Origin of the sequence: Microcystis wesenbergii NRERC-220 (assembly GCF_032027425.1) — a bacterium.
Lineage (GTDB): Bacteria > Cyanobacteriota > Cyanobacteriia > Cyanobacteriales > Microcystaceae > Microcystis > Microcystis wesenbergii_A.
This window is the reverse complement of sequence record NZ_JAVSJA010000001.1, coordinates 3,656,143-3,671,869: the sequence shown is the minus strand read 5'-3', so window position 1 is coordinate 3,671,869 and position 15,727 is coordinate 3,656,143. Positions and strand designations below refer to the sequence as shown.

17 protein-coding genes and 1 pseudogene are annotated in these 15,727 nt (G+C 44.3%); 6 read left to right on the top strand and 12 right to left on the bottom strand.

The window, feature by feature from the left end; translation table 11 throughout:
• Positions 1-167: 167 nt before the first annotated feature.
• Positions 168-632, top strand: a complete 465-nt coding sequence (locus RAM70_RS17850) for a VOC family protein (RefSeq protein WP_190381367.1) — start codon at positions 168-170, stop codon at positions 630-632.
• On the opposite strand, the gene RAM70_RS17845 is transcribed toward RAM70_RS17850, so the two are convergent.
• From RAM70_RS17845 to RAM70_RS17800, 10 genes and pseudogenes are all read right to left on the bottom strand, one after another.
• Positions 629-1,396, bottom strand: a complete 768-nt coding sequence (locus tag RAM70_RS17845; RefSeq protein WP_045358170.1) for a TspO-related membrane protein — start codon at positions 1,394-1,396, stop codon at positions 629-631. The two genes, RAM70_RS17850 and RAM70_RS17845, sit on opposite strands and share 4 nt — an antisense overlap.
• 3 nt (positions 1,397-1,399) lie before the next feature.
• Positions 1,400-1,879, bottom strand: a complete 480-nt coding sequence (gene fabZ / locus RAM70_RS17840) for a 3-hydroxyacyl-ACP dehydratase FabZ (RefSeq protein ID WP_002762366.1) — start codon at positions 1,877-1,879, stop codon at positions 1,400-1,402.
• 519 nt (positions 1,880-2,398) lie between these two features.
• Positions 2,399-3,538, bottom strand: coding sequence for a SpoIID/LytB domain-containing protein (locus RAM70_RS17835; protein WP_190381366.1), 1,140 nt, complete (start codon positions 3,536-3,538; stop codon positions 2,399-2,401).
• A gap of 376 nt (positions 3,539-3,914) precedes the next feature.
• Positions 3,915-4,409, bottom strand: a pseudogene (locus tag RAM70_RS17830) (Coq4 family protein); the annotation flags it as partial.
• Between the two features lie 47 nt (positions 4,410-4,456).
• Positions 4,457-4,813, bottom strand: coding sequence for a type II toxin-antitoxin system PemK/MazF family toxin (locus RAM70_RS17825; protein ID WP_045358166.1), 357 nt, complete (start codon positions 4,811-4,813; stop codon positions 4,457-4,459).
• Between the two features lie 2 nt (positions 4,814-4,815).
• Positions 4,816-5,046, bottom strand: coding sequence for a hypothetical protein (locus RAM70_RS17820; RefSeq protein ID WP_312674912.1), 231 nt, complete (start codon positions 5,044-5,046; stop codon positions 4,816-4,818).
• A 92-nt stretch (positions 5,047-5,138) separates the two neighbouring features.
• Positions 5,139-6,221 carry a photosystem II q(b) protein gene (gene psbA / locus RAM70_RS17815; RefSeq protein WP_012264511.1) on the bottom strand — a complete coding sequence of 361 codons (1,083 nt, stop codon included), beginning with the start codon at positions 6,219-6,221 and terminating at the stop codon, positions 5,139-5,141.
• A 238-nt stretch (positions 6,222-6,459) separates the two neighbouring features.
• Entirely contained in the window at positions 6,460-6,642 is a 183-nt protein-coding gene (locus RAM70_RS17810; RefSeq protein ID WP_002764031.1) for a hypothetical protein, read from the bottom strand.
• 841 nt (positions 6,643-7,483) lie between these two features.
• The gene (locus tag RAM70_RS17805) at positions 7,484-7,666 is read right to left on the bottom strand and encodes a hypothetical protein (protein ID WP_045358163.1); all 183 of its coding nucleotides are present in this window, start codon (positions 7,664-7,666) and stop codon (positions 7,484-7,486) included.
• Between the two features lie 884 nt (positions 7,667-8,550).
• Positions 8,551-8,841 carry a YiaA/YiaB family inner membrane protein gene (locus RAM70_RS17800; RefSeq protein ID WP_312674909.1) on the bottom strand — a complete coding sequence of 97 codons (291 nt, stop codon included), beginning with the start codon at positions 8,839-8,841 and terminating at the stop codon, positions 8,551-8,553.
• 159 nt (positions 8,842-9,000) lie between these two features.
• On the opposite strand from RAM70_RS17800, the gene RAM70_RS17795 reads away from it, so the two are divergent.
• Positions 9,001-9,342 (top strand): hypothetical protein, encoded by a 342-nt coding sequence (locus tag RAM70_RS17795; RefSeq protein WP_045358159.1) that lies wholly within the window; start codon positions 9,001-9,003, stop codon positions 9,340-9,342.
• Between the two features lie 183 nt (positions 9,343-9,525).
• Positions 9,526-10,308, top strand: a complete 783-nt coding sequence (locus RAM70_RS17790) for a hypothetical protein (RefSeq protein ID WP_045358157.1) — start codon at positions 9,526-9,528, stop codon at positions 10,306-10,308.
• A 22-nt stretch (positions 10,309-10,330) separates the two neighbouring features.
• Here RAM70_RS17790 and RAM70_RS17785 read toward each other — a convergent pair whose 3' ends face one another.
• Positions 10,331-10,672, bottom strand: coding sequence for a DUF8822 family protein (locus RAM70_RS17785; protein ID WP_045358156.1), 342 nt, complete (start codon positions 10,670-10,672; stop codon positions 10,331-10,333).
• Positions 10,673-10,706: 34 nt separating this feature from the next.
• Here RAM70_RS17785 and aat point away from each other — a divergent pair, with 34 nt between their 5' ends.
• On the top strand, positions 10,707-11,288 hold the full coding sequence (gene aat / locus RAM70_RS17780) for a leucyl/phenylalanyl-tRNA--protein transferase (RefSeq protein ID WP_072024786.1): 582 nt from the start codon (positions 10,707-10,709) through the stop codon (positions 11,286-11,288).
• 186 nt (positions 11,289-11,474) lie between these two features.
• Here aat and RAM70_RS17775 read toward each other — a convergent pair whose 3' ends face one another.
• On the bottom strand, positions 11,475-12,959 hold the full coding sequence (locus RAM70_RS17775) for a polysaccharide deacetylase family protein (RefSeq protein ID WP_312674906.1): 1,485 nt from the start codon (positions 12,957-12,959) through the stop codon (positions 11,475-11,477).
• A gap of 490 nt (positions 12,960-13,449) precedes the next feature.
• On the opposite strand from RAM70_RS17775, the gene RAM70_RS17770 reads away from it, so the two are divergent.
• Together RAM70_RS17770 and RAM70_RS17765 are read left to right on the top strand one after the other, a co-directional pair.
• The gene (locus tag RAM70_RS17770) at positions 13,450-14,757 is read left to right on the top strand and encodes a hemolysin family protein (RefSeq protein ID WP_045358152.1); all 1,308 of its coding nucleotides are present in this window, start codon (positions 13,450-13,452) and stop codon (positions 14,755-14,757) included.
• Between the two features lie 129 nt (positions 14,758-14,886).
• Positions 14,887-15,693, top strand: coding sequence for an Rpn family recombination-promoting nuclease/putative transposase (locus RAM70_RS17765; RefSeq protein ID WP_045358151.1), 807 nt, complete (start codon positions 14,887-14,889; stop codon positions 15,691-15,693).
• The last annotated feature ends 34 nt before the right edge of the window (positions 15,694-15,727 follow it).

Here is a 15,727-nt window from a genome sequence, read left to right as displayed (position 1 = left end):
TCGTCAGCCTGATCAGTTATCAGTGATCAGTTATCAGTGATCAGTTAACGGTATTAAATGAGGAGTATTAAATGACATTAATAGTGCTATCTTTTCACTGATTACTGATTACTGATTACTGTTCACTGAAAAATCCCCCAACCCCTTACTGATAACTGATAACTAAAATGACTATTAGCCCTTCCGTAACCGCGAAAAAACTCAAAATCGGTCAACTGCGAAAAGTCCATCATATCGCTTTCAACGTCAAAGATATGGAGGCTTCTCGTCATTTTTATGGGGAAATTTTAGGCTTAGAGGAATTAGTGGGGGAAAAAATTCCCACCACCTTAAAAGAATTAGTTGCCCAGGGAAAAGTGGTCAATTTTATCACCCCCGATGGTACAGTAATTGACCTATTTTGGGAACCAGATTTAAACCCTCCCGACGACAATCCCGAAATCGCTTTTACCCGTGCCAACCATTTAGCCTTCGATATTGCCCCCGAAGGCTTCGATTTTGCCCTAGAAGTGCTACAAAGTCAGGGAATTACCATTGCTAGTGGACCCGTGACCCGTCCCACTGGGAGAGGGGTTTACTTCTACGATCCCGATGGCTTTATCGTCGAAATTCGCTGTGATCCCGCATCTTAACGACTCAGAGGACGAAAACTGCGACTAAAAACCAGAAAAGTTAGGATAATCGCTAATATAATCGCTGTTACCGCAATTAGAGGCAGAGAAATCTGTTTAACAGCGATCGCCAAGAAAGCCCAGATAAACACCCCGATAAAAGCCCGATCTTTTCGGTTTAAACCGACTAAAATCGCAATTATCGCCCCAATAACTAGAATTATTACCGTCCAGATCTGGTCAGTTAGACCCCATCGCTGCCAGTCGATCCAATCTAGCACCGAAGCGACGTTGACAATCGTGGCTACGGTAATCCAAGCGAAATAAATACTAATAGGAGCATTAACTAATAAACCCTGTTTACGATTGACAATAAAGCGATTAATTTCTAAGCGAAGATAAAGCCGGATGAGAGGAATTAAAATGCCTAGCATTGCCAGTAAAGACAGGGTAAAAAAACGAGATTGAAAGAGAATTACCCAGAGAATCTGACAAGCACTAGCGATGGCTAATTCGTAGCCTAACCGACGCAAACGCGGTTCAGTTTTATTGAAAGCCAAAGCTTGGTAAATTCCCAGACTAATTAAACCCAGATAGATTAATCCCCAGATAGCAAAAGCATAATTAGCGGGAATAATTAAGACATCTTGAAAAACTGTATTCGAGATAGCCCCGATATTTTCGCCGTTGAGAGGGAAAATATTAGCGAAAATATTGGTAATAAAAGCCCCTAGAATGGCAAATAAATTTAGTTCTTGTCGGAGACGATCTCGATCAAAATTCATAGGTCAATCAAAGATGGAAAACATCATTTCGCCCTGGGCGGCCAATTGCCCATCGACTCTTGCTTCCCCTTGCATTTTAGCAATTTTATTCATCTTGAAGGATAATAATTCCACCGTCATGATCAATTGATCCCCTGGCACCACGGGACGACGAAAACGGGTTTTATCAATGCCAGCGAAGGCAAAAAATTTTCCTTTCATCCCAGGTAATTGGGTCAAAATCACTCCCCCCACTTGGGCCATAGATTCAACAATTAACACCCCCGGCATCAAGGGACGATTGGGAATATGACCGGGGAAAAAAGGCTCGTTGATCGTGACATTTTTTAGGCCAACGGCTTTTTTACCTGGTACATAGTCAATAATACGATCGACTAGGGCAAAGGGATAACGATGGGGCAGTAGTTGGCGAATTTCCTCGACGGTAAAGGTAGTTTTTATGACTGGTTCCAACTCGGTTAAGGCTTCGGTAACGATGGTCATGCAAGTCAAAAATTACAAGTGAGATCAGACATTATCTCACAATCAGTGATCGGCTTCTGAAGGCAAGAGGCAACAGGCACTCGTGCAAAAGACAGAACGTAGGTGGGGTTGAAGCATGAAACCCAACGCCCGCATAGTTTACGCTACCGCTAACCCATCCTACAAATAATTGTGCCTCCCTACTTAGGGCTTGCTGAATAAATCTAAAAACCTTGTTGGATAAGACTTTTAGGCCTTTGGTCAATCAAAAATTACCGGATATGGGAGTGATTGGGGGGGGAAATTCAGGTACTTTTCCCCTGAAAATTAGGTAATTGGCCACCTCAAAACTGGTAAAACCCTACACCCCACACCCAACCCCCCCGATGTCGGGGGGGTTGGGGGGGCCACACCCTGCCCCCACCAACAAACTTTTTCAGCAAACCCTACTTAGCTTAACCAATTAGGTTTTAGATTCAATCCTTGTTATCAGTTCACTGTTTACTGTTTACTGTTCACTTGAAATGGCTGACAGCCTTTTTAATTGGGCATTTCAGTTAAACGAGCATTTTGATAATAATGGCTGAGAATGCGGTCATAAGTCACCCCTTGGTCAGCGAGGGAAAAAGCACCCCATTGACTTAAACCGATCCCATGACCGAAACCGCGACCATTAATGGCAAAAGTACCGTTATTAGCTGAAATCGTGAATAGGGTACTACGCAGCTCGAGTATTCGCCGTAATTGGGTATCAGAGATTAATTTAGAGCCTTGATCGCCTACCACACGCATTCTAATCACTCGTCCGTGGGGAGTGGTCCTTTCGGGAGATAGCGATCGCACGCGACCGACACCACCGATTAAACGGCCTAATTCACTGGCACTAAAGTTTTTTGACCATTGAAATACCGGTGCGACTTGATCGTAATCGACGACACCGCGCAGGTAGGGTAAGGGGGAATTCCAAACATCTTCGACATTTTCTGTATGACCCCCAGAGGAGGAGTGAAACACCGCTAGAATCGGTTTGCCGTTGAAGCTCATAATCTGTCCGGCGGTGGCCTCAACTGCCTCGTGGGTGGTAGTAAACTCGCTTTCTAGACCCTTATAAACTTGGGTGCGGGTGGTAGTATCAAGATCGTAGATGCGATTGCCGGAAGTATTCATTTGGTAGAGAGCATAGGTGCGCGCCGCCACGGATTGGGCTTTTAAGGCCTCTTGCGGCCAGGAGGGAATCGCTTCCGCACCGACGACACTATAGAGATATTCCTCTAAATCGACTAAATTTAGGGCTGTCACCCCAGAACCCTGGCGAATGATCCTTGTTCGTCCTCGATACCAGCGATCGTTAATCCAGACGTAACCATCATTCCCCGGTTCGATGAGCAATTGACTGGCCTGCCAATCGGCCAAACCCACCGCTTTTCCTCTGGGATTAGCATTGAGGGCATTCATGGCGGTCAATTCTCCTAAGACTCTGCCGGCCCCATCTTTCACCACAGCATCGGTGGAACTGCCCACGGAGACGGCACTAACACCTTTACTGATGGCAATGCGTAATTCGACAGCAGCTTGGACTGGAGCGATAATCAAAGCCCAAAAAACTAGGACGAGCCAGCTATGGGCAGGCAGGCGCTGCAGGTAACTACCCAGCAGCCTTGCTGTGTGTTTATTGGTCATGGGGATCGGACTCCTCACACAATCGATCGATAATCAATTTTACCCGGACTGGGATTTTTTTGCTACTCCGGTTCAGAAAAATTTTTCCTCCATCACTTTTTCCCGATTGTCTGACAATTTTTCTATCCTCTGTACCCTGAATGGGCAAATTGCCTTATTTTATCCGATTAATCGGGATTTATTCCAGTTAGTCGATTATTCTAACTAGGGAGGCGTTAAAAATTATCATATTTCCCCCCTTATCAAGGCGGGATTAAGGGTAGGGTTGATTCATGAATCAACCCTACTATGAATAAACCCTAGGATTAAGAGGGGATCAAAGACAAAATCCATCTTCAATTTAATTCTAACCACTTACTTAAGTAGTCCAGCAAAATTAATTTTCTAGGTTCGAGTGGACAATCGCCAATTCTTGCCGCCAAACTACCAGGGATTTCTCCCAAGCTAGTTCCCATTTTTGCGCTAAAAAAGGTCGAGTATTTTTGCCCAAATTATAGGCGATGACAATCTCTTCCCAGAGAGAATGTAAGGAAAGTGGGGAAGAAAATAAAGCTCCCAATAATCCCCCTAAAAGTATGACAATAGCTAGAGGGCGACGAGTTTGACTTAATTCAAAAGCTTTCAGTTGCAATTCTCCCATGCCATCGACACCAAAACCCGTGACTATATGCCAGATATCGTGAGTTTGCCGTAGGCGAAGCAGCAGATAATCTGTATCAGAATTGACCTGAATAAACCGATAAAAATTAGGATCAAAATTGAGACTAATTAGGTGAGTAGCATAATGATAACCCTGGGAATCCTCTGGGAGTTTTAGCAAGGTTTCTAAACAGGGACTAGCGGCCAGATATCTTTGGGCAATTATTTGGGCGGTAGCTCGATCGCTTTTTTTATAATTTTATATTTTATAACCCCCTATTATTCGAGTTCTTGAGGTTCAATAACCAACTTAATTCCCTGAATAATTAATTTGATTTTTTCCTGAGAAAGTCTTCCGATAGACTCCGTTAAAAGACGCTTATCAACCGTGAAAACCTGTGAAACATTAACAACACTGGATTCAGGTAAATTCCCTTCACCCTCATTCAATAAAACATTACCAATAGCTTTTGCTCGTCTCAAATTGGTTGTTAATGGACACACAATAACCGTCCCAATTTGTGACTGATTCAGAGCATCATTTTGCACCACAACACAAGGACGAAGATAAGCAGGTTCAGAACCTTGTGGTTCTCCTAAATCAATCCAATAAATCTCACCTTGAAAAATCGTCATATTTACTCAGATAATTGGCGTTGATGATGGCGTATTCCCTCTAACATCAAAGTTTCTGATTCGTCCAATCCATCACTATAAGCTTCATTCCAACTATCTATTAATTGTTGTTTAGTTGTTTTTTGATCATTCAATCCTAATTGTTGATGTAACTGCTCCAATAACCATTTTTTATCTTCAAGAGAACAGTCTCGTAACTTTTGTTCCAGTTCAATAATTTGAGGGGATATCATAAAATTAACTCCATTTAACATTGAGTTATATCATAATTCTAACAACAAAAAAGCACCCCCTCGCGGGAGTGCCTTTTCGTTCAGACTAGGAATTAACCATTAATAGCGGGAGCAATCAGAGCCACAGGAGCCTGTTCACCACTAGCCAAGTCTAAGGGGAAGTTGTGAGCATTGCGCTCGTGCATTACTTCCATACCGATACCAGCGCGGTTTAACACATCGGCCCAAGTACCAATTACACGACCTTGAGAATCGAGAATCGACTGGTTGAAGTTAAAACCATTGAGGTTGAACGCCATGGTGCTAACACCCATTGCGGTAAACCAGATACCGATTACCGGCCATGCACCTAAGAAGAAGTGCAGAGAACGGCTATTATTGAAAGAAGCGTATTGGAAGATTAAACGTCCGAAGTAACCGTGAGCGGCAACGATATTGTAGGTTTCTTCTTCTTGACCGAATTTGTAACCGTAGTTCTGAGATTCGATTTCAGTGGTTTCACGCACTAAAGAAGAAGTTACTAGCGAACCGTGCATCGCGGAGAACAAGGAACCGCCGAACACACCAGCAACACCTAACATATGGAAGGGGTGCATCAGAATGTTATGTTCTGCTTGGAACACGAACATAAAGTTGAAGGTTCCAGAGATTCCTAAAGGCATACCGTCGGAGAAAGAACCTTGTCCGATGGGATAGATTAAGAATACAGCAGTAGCGGCGGATACAGGTGCGGAGTAGGCAACACAGATCCAAGGACGCATTCCTAAACGGAAAGACAGTTCCCACTGACGACCGAGGTAGCAGAAGACACCTAGTAAGAAGTGGAAAATGACTAACTGGTAGGGACCACCGTTGTATAACCACTCATCTAAGGAAGCAGCTTCCCAGATGGGGTAGAAGTGGAGTCCAATCGCGTTGGAAGAGGGAACAACAGCACCAGAGATGATGTTGTTTCCGTAGAGTAGAGAACCAGCTACAGGCTCGCGAATACCGTCGATATCTACGGGAGGAGCGGCGATAAAGGCGATGATGAAGCAGGTGGTGGCGGTGAGCAGGGTGGGGATCATGATCACACCGAACCAACCGATATAGAGACGGTTGTTGGTGCTGGTGATCCACTGACAGAACTGCTCCCACAGGGAAGCGCTCTCGCGCTGTTGTAGAGTGGTGGTCATTGGTTTATGATTCCTATTAAGTTATCGAGGTACGATTGAGTGATGATGTCTCTATCTTAAGGAATTTGTAACGGTTTGTAAAGGGGTTTGACAAAAGTATTTCTTGTCGGAATGATAAGGTGGGCTTATGTTCGGTTAGTTGGTCGAAGCGATCGATTTGCCGACAATAAACTCATGAAGCACCTTTTCCTTTGAGCGAGAGAATGCGATCTGGCGTAGCGAGCGCTTTGCGTTCGCTCTACTTGGTGTTGTTTTTGGCCCGTTCGATCTTGCCTGCGATCGCATCCAACCTTGCTTTGATTACGGTCATCCATTGGTTAAACTCGGCCGACTGCCGGTCGATAGCTTCCTTCCGTTCCCTTATCTCTTCGGTTGTTTTTTCGTGAGCTTCTAACCGGGTATTTAATTCTTCAATCATCATTGCCTCAAGTATCTATCGATTCTTTGCGGCAGGGAACTTGATATATAAATCAATAGGAATCAACCTCTTTACGGAAATTTTACCGTTGACATCCTCACCACCGTAAAATGGACGGCGATACCGATCCCGACGATTTGGTTTTCCCTGCTGTTCACCGTCACGCAGCACCTAATACTAAATCCTGTTATGATAAAACGATTAAGTACCTAAGCAAAATTAATTACACATCCAAGCCGTCACCCGTCAGCCAAAAGCTTTTTGCTGTGACCAGTAAACAGTGAACTAAAAATTCAAATCTGATCCCTGATAGCTGTCTCGGAGTCTCGGAGTCTCGGAGTCTCGGAGTCTCGGAGTCTCGGAGTCTCGGAGTCTCGACTAGGAAATTAATTTTGCACGACTACTTAACGCTCTTCTGGAACTTTCGGAAATCCCTGACCGAATCCAGATTCTGAAACCCTTGGTTGACAAGTGATCGCTAACTTTTTTTCTAATAAAAACTCAAATTTCGGGTTTCTGTTAGTTAGCGATAGCTTGAAGGCTTACTCCATAAGAGAGCTAGGGTTTAGAGACTGTAAGACTTTTGCCAGACTCCCTCCAAGAGCGTTAAAGACAGGGAGATAAAATGCCCAAGAAAGCTTACTTAGGGCTTGCTGAATAAATCTAAAAACCTTGTTGGGTAAAACTTTTAGACCTTTTGTCAATCAAAAAGTACTGGATATGGGAGTGATCGGGGGGAAATTTAGGCACTTTTTCCCTGAAAATTAGGTAATTGGCCACCTCAAAACTGGTAAAACCCCACACCCCACACCCTGCCCCCAGGAAAAACTTTTTGCCACAAACCCTACTTGGTGTTGTTTTTGGCCCGTTCGATCTTGCCTGCGATTGCATCCAGCCTTGCTTTGATTCTGGTCATCCACTGGTGGAACTCGGCCGACTGCCGGTCGATATCTTCTTTCCGTACCCTTATCTCTTCGGTTGTTTTTTCGTGAGCTTCTAACCGGGTATTTAATTCTGCAATCATCATTGCCTCAAGTATCTATTGGTTTGTTTATTTGTTAGGGAGGAGGCATCTCATTTATGCAAGTGAGTAATTATACTTGTCGATGAAACTTGCTTCTAGCAAGGCTTTCAAAATAGCTTGACATAAAACTTAATTTAGGAGTTACAAAGGTGAGATGCTCCCGATCGCTTTTAACATATTGCAAAGATAAGCTAAACGGCGCTTAACCTGCATGATCCAACAGCTATAACCCTTTTGGAGTCTATATCGGTGATCCGAAGTAAAAGCCGTTTAGCTTAATCGCTGTAACCAACTCTCTTTTAGTCCATCTTCAATATCATATACAGACAGCGTATTACCGGGATTTTGTAAAAGAGAAATTATTCCTTTGGTCACACTGATTAGATTAGTTGTGAATAGCATATAAACGGTTCTTCGGTTTGTGTTATGCAATGGAGGGGGGTTATAAAGGATAAAACCCTTACACAGAAAGACATTGCTTCGATTTTGGCCAATTGTTTTCTATCTAGAACGAGCTAATCAATTGAGTCTCTTGCCCTATAAGGATTTAGTCGATTTATGCCCCCTGATCGAATCATACCAAGTAACGAAGAACCATATAGGGTTTGCTGAATAAATATAAAAACCTTGTTGGATAAGGCTTTTAGACTTTTTTTCCCTGAAAAAGTGCCTACCATTGGAGTGATTGGGGGGAAAATTTAGGGATTTTTTCCCTGAAAATTAGGTAATTGATCACCTGAAAATGGGTAAAACCCCACACCCCACACCCCACACCCCACACCCTGCCCCCACGAAAAACTTTTTCAGCAGCCCCCATATAAACTCTCCTAAGTCAGAAAAAAGAGTGAGAATAATCGAAAAAACTGATAACCAATAACTGGGAAAAACTACTCCTTATAGGGATCGTACTGACTCAATATCCGTTCTAACTTTGCTTCATCAATGCGATTAATTAAGCGTTTAGATTCTTCCACATCGCGGACAGTTTTTGATAAATTAATGGTGGAACCGACAGTAAATAGTAAACCCATGCCTAAATAACCTTTAATCCACCCATCTACCGGCAGATAAACAACCCCTAAAGAAGTGGCGGAAATAGAGACAATAAAAGATAACCAAGTTTGAAAAATCCACGCTTGAGTATGACTGGGAGCAGTACCGTATTTTTTATCGTTCATAATCGTCTCCTAAATGTTTCTGGAACCATTTTGTCGGTTCTAGAGGTGCAACAACAATGAGCGCTATCTAGTAGGGGGAGGGTTGAGAACTGGGGTGAAGTGGGGTGAAGTGGGGTGAAGTATAAAGTATAATTGTTGTCAGAATCTAGGACCGAAAAGATGGAGAGCAAACACCTGAAAATTTGGTATTCTTGGGAAAAACAAGAACAAATGATCGAGCGCTTGGTGGGGAGAGTGGGATTAACCCGGGTGCGTGCCACTTGTTTTCTGCGTCTCTGGATTTATGCTATCGCCAAGGAGGGACAGGTAAAACCCCCTTTATCCCGGTTAATTTTTCCCACCACTGCCATTATCTGTACCCATCGGCAAGCATCGGATTTATTTTATCAGGATCAGGACCAGGGCAGCGAACGCTCGGCGGGTATAACAACTCATACGCTGGCAAGCCAGTGCGGTCTTGGGGGCTCCCCAAGTGGCGATTGTGCATACCGGCTGCCTTGATCGAGGAAACTCGGCGGAACCAAAGAATCCCGAAGCGCTTAGTGCCCTAGGAGTGTCAATTAGGGTATTCTATGAGGGGGAGCAGCAAAATCCTGCCTCGAATATGGTTGTTGTTGAAAAAATCCGTAAAAAATAGTTACGGTCTTGTATAATCCGCTAAAATCCAGAGAAATAGCTTTTGCCATGGCGACTACAGAAGCATTGAACCCCAGTCAATTCTCACTTTTAACCAACCTCACCGCTGCTCGTTCAAGTTCACCCAAATCACAAGAAGAAATGGACAAAGTTATCATTCTCGTTAATGCCGAAGCTCAAGCCAGTGGTCAGATGTCTCGGCTATCGCCCGTTACCGAAAAGATGGTGATTGCCTTAAAAAACGCCGTTCCTAAATCCTTGGCGGTGGAGGTGACGGGGACGGCTTCTTTGTGGTCGAAAATGGAGTCGGGTAAAACCAGCCAAAATAATTTAATCTGGTGTCCCTTAACAATTCAATTACCCAATTGGGTGAATTTTCCGGGTAAAAAAGTTTATCAAGCTTGTCGGGATATCGAGGAAAGACGCGCTTGGGTTGCCCATACCCTGCACTATAAAACCAGTCAGGGAGATTCTTCTTTTGGGGATCTTTGGTTGCCGATCACAGTGACATCTAAGGGTTTAGAATACGGTGAGGTGATCGGGGAGGGTATGATCCCCAACGCCTACAGTCAACCGATTAGTCTAGAAAGAGAGAGTCTTAAGTCTTTATATCGGCTGGCAGCGCAATTACTGGATAATTTACAGGCTCCTGCTTCTGTTTACTTGCTACAGTTTCGTCTGGCTCATCGGGAAGTGGTTTTTGATCGTCTCTGGCCTTTTCCCGCCGCACCTGCGATCGCTTCCCTGCGCGGTCAACAGACAGACCTCTATGCAGCCTACTGGAATTGTTTACGTCGGCAAGCAACGCTCGATCATTCCTTGGCAATTTAATCCAATAGCCGAGAAAAACTGTCTAACTTTGCCCACAACAGCGATCGATCCCTAAACTATCTAAAATTAAATCACTGACGGCGTTAGCGATGGCAAATTCACTATAAAAACTTTCGCGAAAGTCAAAAGCTTGCATCTCGGTAACGATCGCAATTACCAAGCTACCGAGATCGTTTTCCCCTTCCAAGCGCTGACGCAGAAAAATTTGACTAGCGCGTTCAGCGATAGTTTCATTAATAGCTTCGGGAATAAATTCTGCATCTAACCAACGATGCAAAGCCGTGCGCAGCCAAGTTTGTTCCTGTTGGGGATTTTCGATCGGTGGTAAAGTAATGGGCGGAATTGGTGCGGGATGATCAGGCATAATTAGAGAATGATCAGGCTACGAGACTGAATTCTTGGGGGGAGTCGTGGATATCGCCTCTATTATACAAGGATACGCACGCGGTTACTTTCTCATGGCCGATGAGGAGGGGCGATTGGATTGGTATTCTAGTAAAAATCGCGCTCTTATCCCTCTTGATCGGCGTTTTAGCTATCCCAAGTCCCTAAAACGAGTTTTGAATCAAAATCGCTTTAGCGTGGCTATTAACCGCGATTTTGCTGGGGTTTGTGCCGGTTGTGCCGATCGCTCGCTGACTTGGATTTCCCCGGAGTTAATCCAAATCTATCAGCAATTACACCAAGCCGGCTGGGCCCACAGTTTCGAGACTTGGCAAGGGGATCAATTAGCGGGAGGGATTTTAGGTTTGGCAATTCGCGGGGTTTTTATCGGGGAATCGATGTTTTATAAAATTCCCGATGGTTCTAAGATAGCCATGGTCAAGTTAGTTGAACACCTCAGAGAACGGGATTTCTGTCTATTTGATGCCCAAATGCAAAATCCACATCTGGCTAGATTTGGGGCCTATACTATCTCCGAAAAAGAATATCATTCCCTACTGGAAAGCGCTCTGCTCAAGCATTGCCGTTTTGTTTAAGTAGGGGTGGGGTTTTACCCATTTTCAGGTGTACCTAAATTTTCCCCCCGATCACTGCAAGGACCGGCACTTTTGGATTGACAAAAAGTCTAAAAGTCTTATTCAACAAGGTTTTTAGATTTATTCGGCCAACCCTATTTATGTACTACTAGGACGCAGATTCTGCGTCCTAGATACCTTACTATCCTAGCGGGTTAGGGCCGCGCCTCTTGCGTATAAAGTGCGGGCGTAATCGGTCCAAGTACCCTGGCCCCAATAACGGAAACAACTGGTTTGCACGAGCAAATTATAAAGCAGTGCCTCCAGATAATCCGGCCGTCGGGTGAAGCTAGGATCCGCCTGTACTAAAGGATCATATTTCTCGTGGAATTGAGCGCTTAATTGGTTCATCGGTTCGAGGACATTTTCGTAACCGCGCACCCAACTGAGATCATTTGTCCAAGATGCCCCATCCATGCTAAAACGGTGGTCGGTCTGTTTTAACTCAGCGATCGCCTGTTCTACTGCTTCCGGGGTAGCGGCATCCGGATTAACTCGCTGCCAGATTTTATGCTGGTGTACGGCTTGAATTGCGGGATAATCTTGGGGATTAACGCCAGCAGCCTCGATTAACTCCAGATATTCCGTACCGTTAAATCCTGCCACACTGGAACCTCCCCGCATTTCCCGCCAAGGATTGGGAAAATCGCGAGGAAATTCATTCATCATCACGCCCCCATTTTCACCGTCGGCAATCTGGGAACCTAGGGAAGGAACCCAAACGCCACCGATTTGCTGTTTACCGCGGCATTTGGCCTCGTGGTAGGGTTGCATTTGGGCGACTAATTTGGTGTCGGAACCCTGGGTTTTAATCAAAGCAGTAATGGCAATCACTTCACCGCGAGAATTGCGGGCCACCAAGCGATTAGGAATATATTTTTGTTCCTGACTCAATCCCGAACCGTCGAGATTTTCCACCGAGTGTTCCTGTACCAATAACCAACGATAGCCGCATTCTTTCAGGGCTTTAATATACTCGTAGAGGGTATCGGGATGGTTAGGAAGGTGCATTTCTGGGGGAGAGAACCCTTTGACCCGTTTCAGGGCATCCGGGCCAAAAATCGAGGCAAAATAGGTTTGCCATGCTTGCATCTGTAATTTTAGATCGGGAATCGGTGTGGAAGGAGCCACCGCATGACTCCACATCGTCCCCAACCATTCCACAGATGGTTGATATTGACTGTTACAGGTGATTAGTTTGAGTTTATCGAGGATATCCTGCCGTCCCATCTGTACCAAACCCCAGAGGAGATTGCCGGAATAATCGAGCATAATCCGGGGATTACAGCCTTCCGCCACCAATTCCGGGATAAAATCGCCCATGCGACTGTAACACCAGGCAAAAACACTGGCATTATGGTTATCACCATCCCCCTGATTCTCGAACATATGCTGGAGATTGCCGATTAATTCACCGTTAACACCCGCGGGGATGGTGGGTTGGTGCATATGCAAAGCACAGGCAAAACCAGCCTTAATATTGTCTAATTTGAGATTTGTTGTCGGTAAAAAGATCGGATCATCGTGATTGACAATCGCCGCGATTTCCTGTTCCCAACCGCAAATAGTCGGTAGTCCAGGGCGGATTTCCGTGATAGCGTTCGATTTCGATGATACGGGTGTAGCGATCATAATTTTTCAGACGAATAGATTGAGATAGTTTGTCCCCACTACTTGGCAGCTATCAGCTAAAATATCGGGTTTTCAACTTCCCTAGTTCGGTTATCTCAGACGGGGCGAGAAACTGATGCGCGAAAAGCTGATGGCTGATGGCTTGACTGGGGGACAACTTTTTTTACTGGCAACAGGTCACTATTGACTGTTCACTGCTAACTGAGTTAAGAGCGCGAACTTTATCCTATCCCATTTATACTGAGAGTACCCCCTCTCCAGACACAAGCCTTCGTAACTCGTTAAAAATCAAGATGATTCTTTACTGAACTTAACCGATCCTCGCACTATGATCCAAACAACTAAGTAAGCGGTTCTAATTAAATAGAAGATAGATTTTGCCTCTGATCCCCCCTTGATCCCCCCTTGATCCCCCCCCTTGATAAGGGGGGAATCTGACAATTTTTAACACCTACCTACTCATCAGCCCTTTTACCTGTAACTTTTAACCATGTTCTCGGCGACTACCGAAATTCTTGTTATCTTCTTCCTCATTCTCCTCAATGGAGTCTTTGCTCTCTCGGAAATTGCCATTGTCTCGGCCCGCAAAATCCGTTTGGAACAATTAGCCAGAGATGATCGACGGGCGGCGGTGGCCTTAAAATTGGCCAATGATCCCAATCAAATTTTATCAACGGTGCAGATTGGTATTACCCTAGTGGGAATCTTTGCCGGGGCCTACGGAGGAGCTAATTTATCGGTCAGTGTGGCGCAATTATTGGCGCAAGTTCCCGTTTTAGCCCCCTACAGTCAAGCTTTGGGATTAGGATTAGTGGTGTTAATTATTACCTATCTATCCCTGGTGGTGGGGGAATTAGTCCCGAAACGGTTAGGTTTAAGTAATCCCGAAAAAATCGCTATCCTCGTTGCAGGTCCTCTCGATAAGCTATCAAAAATTGTTTCGCCCGTTGTCCATCTTTTGAGTCAATCGACTAATCTGATTCTCGGTTTGTTGGGGATTAGCGGTAATAATAATGATTCCCCAATTACGGAAGAAGAATTGAAAATTATGCTTAAACAGGGAACCGAAGCGGGAACCTTTGAGGAAGCAGAACAGGATATGGTGGAAAGGGTGTTAGGATTGGGCGATCGCCGAGTCAGTCAGATTATGACCACGCGCCCGGATGTTGTTTGGCTAGATTTGGAAGATGGTGCCGAAATTAACCGCCAGAAGCTGATTGAGAGCAATCATACCCGTTTTCCCGTGTGTCAGGGCAGTTTAGATGAGGTTTTGGGGGTAATCGAAGTCACAGACTTATTAGCCGATTGTTTAACCGGTGAAAGTTTCGACCTAACAAAGGATTTACAACAGCCGCTTTTTGTGCCGGAAAGCACCAGGGGTTTAAAGGTTTTAGAATTGGTGCAGCAAAGTGGTCATCATATTGCCTTGGTAGTGGATGAGTACGGGGTGATTCAAGGATTGGTGACGCGCAAGGATATTTTAGAGGCAATTGTCGGCGATTTACCCCAATTAGATGATATTGAAGATGCTCAGATCGTGCAGCGGGAAGATGGTTCTTGGTTGATCGATGGTACAGTGGCGATCGAAGATTTTAAAGAATTATTTGAAATTAGTGAATTACCGGGGGAAAAACAGGGCAATTATCACACTCTAGGTGGTTTTATTATTACCCATCTTGGCAGGATTCCGGGGGCTGCCGATCATTTTGAATGGCAAAGGTTGCGCTTGGAAGTGGTGGATATGGACGGTAATCGCGTCGATAAGGTGTTAGTCACGCTATTGTTGGATGATTTGTAAGTAAGTAGCCGGTTATAATTAAATTGAAGATAGATCCCCCCTTAATCCCCCCTTAATAAGGGGGGTGTCTGACAATTTTTAACATCTACCTACTTAATTGTTAGTAAACATCTAGATTTTTTCAAGCTTGTGAAGACCGATACAATTTTTTATCAACTCTTGCAAACCTTTCCGGGGTTAATTTTTGAATTACTGGGAGAATCAACCCAGAAAGCTGAAAATTATCAATTCTCCTCCCGAGAAATCAAAGAATTAGCGCGTCGTTTTGACGGTATTTTTTTACCGACCACAGCAGCACCGGAACTAATTATTTACTTTGTTGAAGTGCAATTTCAGGATAAAAGTGATTTTTATTGGCGATTTTTAACAGAAATTGTCATCTATCTCAATCAGTATAAACCCGTTCAGGATTGGATAGCTGTAGCTTTATTTGCCTCCAGGAATCTGGATAATAACTTTCCCTATCAACTGCGGGGATTTGAGATAACGGGACAGATCAGACGTATTTATTTAGACGAATTAATCGATAATCCGCATCCGTCTCTGGGTTTAGGAATTATTCAGTTAATCGTCGCTACACCCCAATTAGCACAGCAACGAGGAAAACCACTTTTAGAAAAAGCGATCGCTGAAATTGATGATCTAGTTTTCCAGCAAAAAGTTGTAGAATTAATTGAAAGAACCCTGGCCTATAAATTTACTAATCTTAGTCGCTCGGAGTTAGAAGCTATGTTCGGATTAGATGATCTCAGACAAACTCGACTTTATCAAGAAGCTAAAGAAGAAGGTCGTGAAGAAGGTCGTGAAGAAGCTAAAACTGAAGCGATCGCTGGTTTACTAGCTTTAGGTTTAAGTATAGAACAGATTGCCACTGCTTTGCAATTAGAACCTACCAAAGTACAAGAAACAGCAGCAAGATTATCCTCCCAAAATTAGAAGGGTAAATTAACAAGTTTCTCCCCGATTTTAC

Coding starts and splice junctions, on each gene's coding strand:
- RAM70_RS17835 (WP_190381366.1), bottom strand. CDS start 3,538: ATGACCAATAAACACACAGCAAGGCTGCTGGGTAGTTACCTGCAGCGC.
- RAM70_RS17845 (WP_045358170.1), bottom strand. CDS start 1,396: ATGAATTTTGATCGAGATCGTCTCCGACAAGAACTAAATTTATTTGCC.
- RAM70_RS17800 (WP_312674909.1), bottom strand. CDS start 8,841: ATGAACGATAAAAAATACGGTACTGCTCCCAGTCATACTCAAGCGTGG.
- RAM70_RS17850 (WP_190381367.1), top strand. CDS start 168: ATGACTATTAGCCCTTCCGTAACCGCGAAAAAACTCAAAATCGGTCAA.
- RAM70_RS17820 (WP_312674912.1), bottom strand. CDS start 5,046: ATGATATCCCCTCAAATTATTGAACTGGAACAAAAGTTACGAGACTGT.
- RAM70_RS17805 (WP_045358163.1), bottom strand. CDS start 7,666: ATGATGATTGCAGAATTAAATACCCGGTTAGAAGCTCACGAAAAAACA.
- RAM70_RS17810 (WP_002764031.1), bottom strand. CDS start 6,642: ATGATGATTGAAGAATTAAATACCCGGTTAGAAGCTCACGAAAAAACA.
- RAM70_RS17825 (WP_045358166.1), bottom strand. CDS start 4,813: ATGACGATTTTTCAAGGTGAGATTTATTGGATTGATTTAGGAGAACCA.
- RAM70_RS17795 (WP_045358159.1), top strand. CDS start 9,001: ATGGAGAGCAAACACCTGAAAATTTGGTATTCTTGGGAAAAACAAGAA.
- RAM70_RS17785 (WP_045358156.1), bottom strand. CDS start 10,672: ATGCCTGATCATCCCGCACCAATTCCGCCCATTACTTTACCACCGATC.
- RAM70_RS17775 (WP_312674906.1), bottom strand. CDS start 12,959: ATGATCGCTACACCCGTATCATCGAAATCGAACGCTATCACGGAAATC.
- RAM70_RS17770 (WP_045358152.1), top strand. CDS start 13,450: ATGTTCTCGGCGACTACCGAAATTCTTGTTATCTTCTTCCTCATTCTC.
- psbA (WP_012264511.1), bottom strand. CDS start 6,221: ATGACCACCACTCTACAACAGCGCGAGAGCGCTTCCCTGTGGGAGCAG.
- RAM70_RS17790 (WP_045358157.1), top strand. CDS start 9,526: ATGGCGACTACAGAAGCATTGAACCCCAGTCAATTCTCACTTTTAACC.
- fabZ (WP_002762366.1), bottom strand. CDS start 1,879: ATGACCATCGTTACCGAAGCCTTAACCGAGTTGGAACCAGTCATAAAA.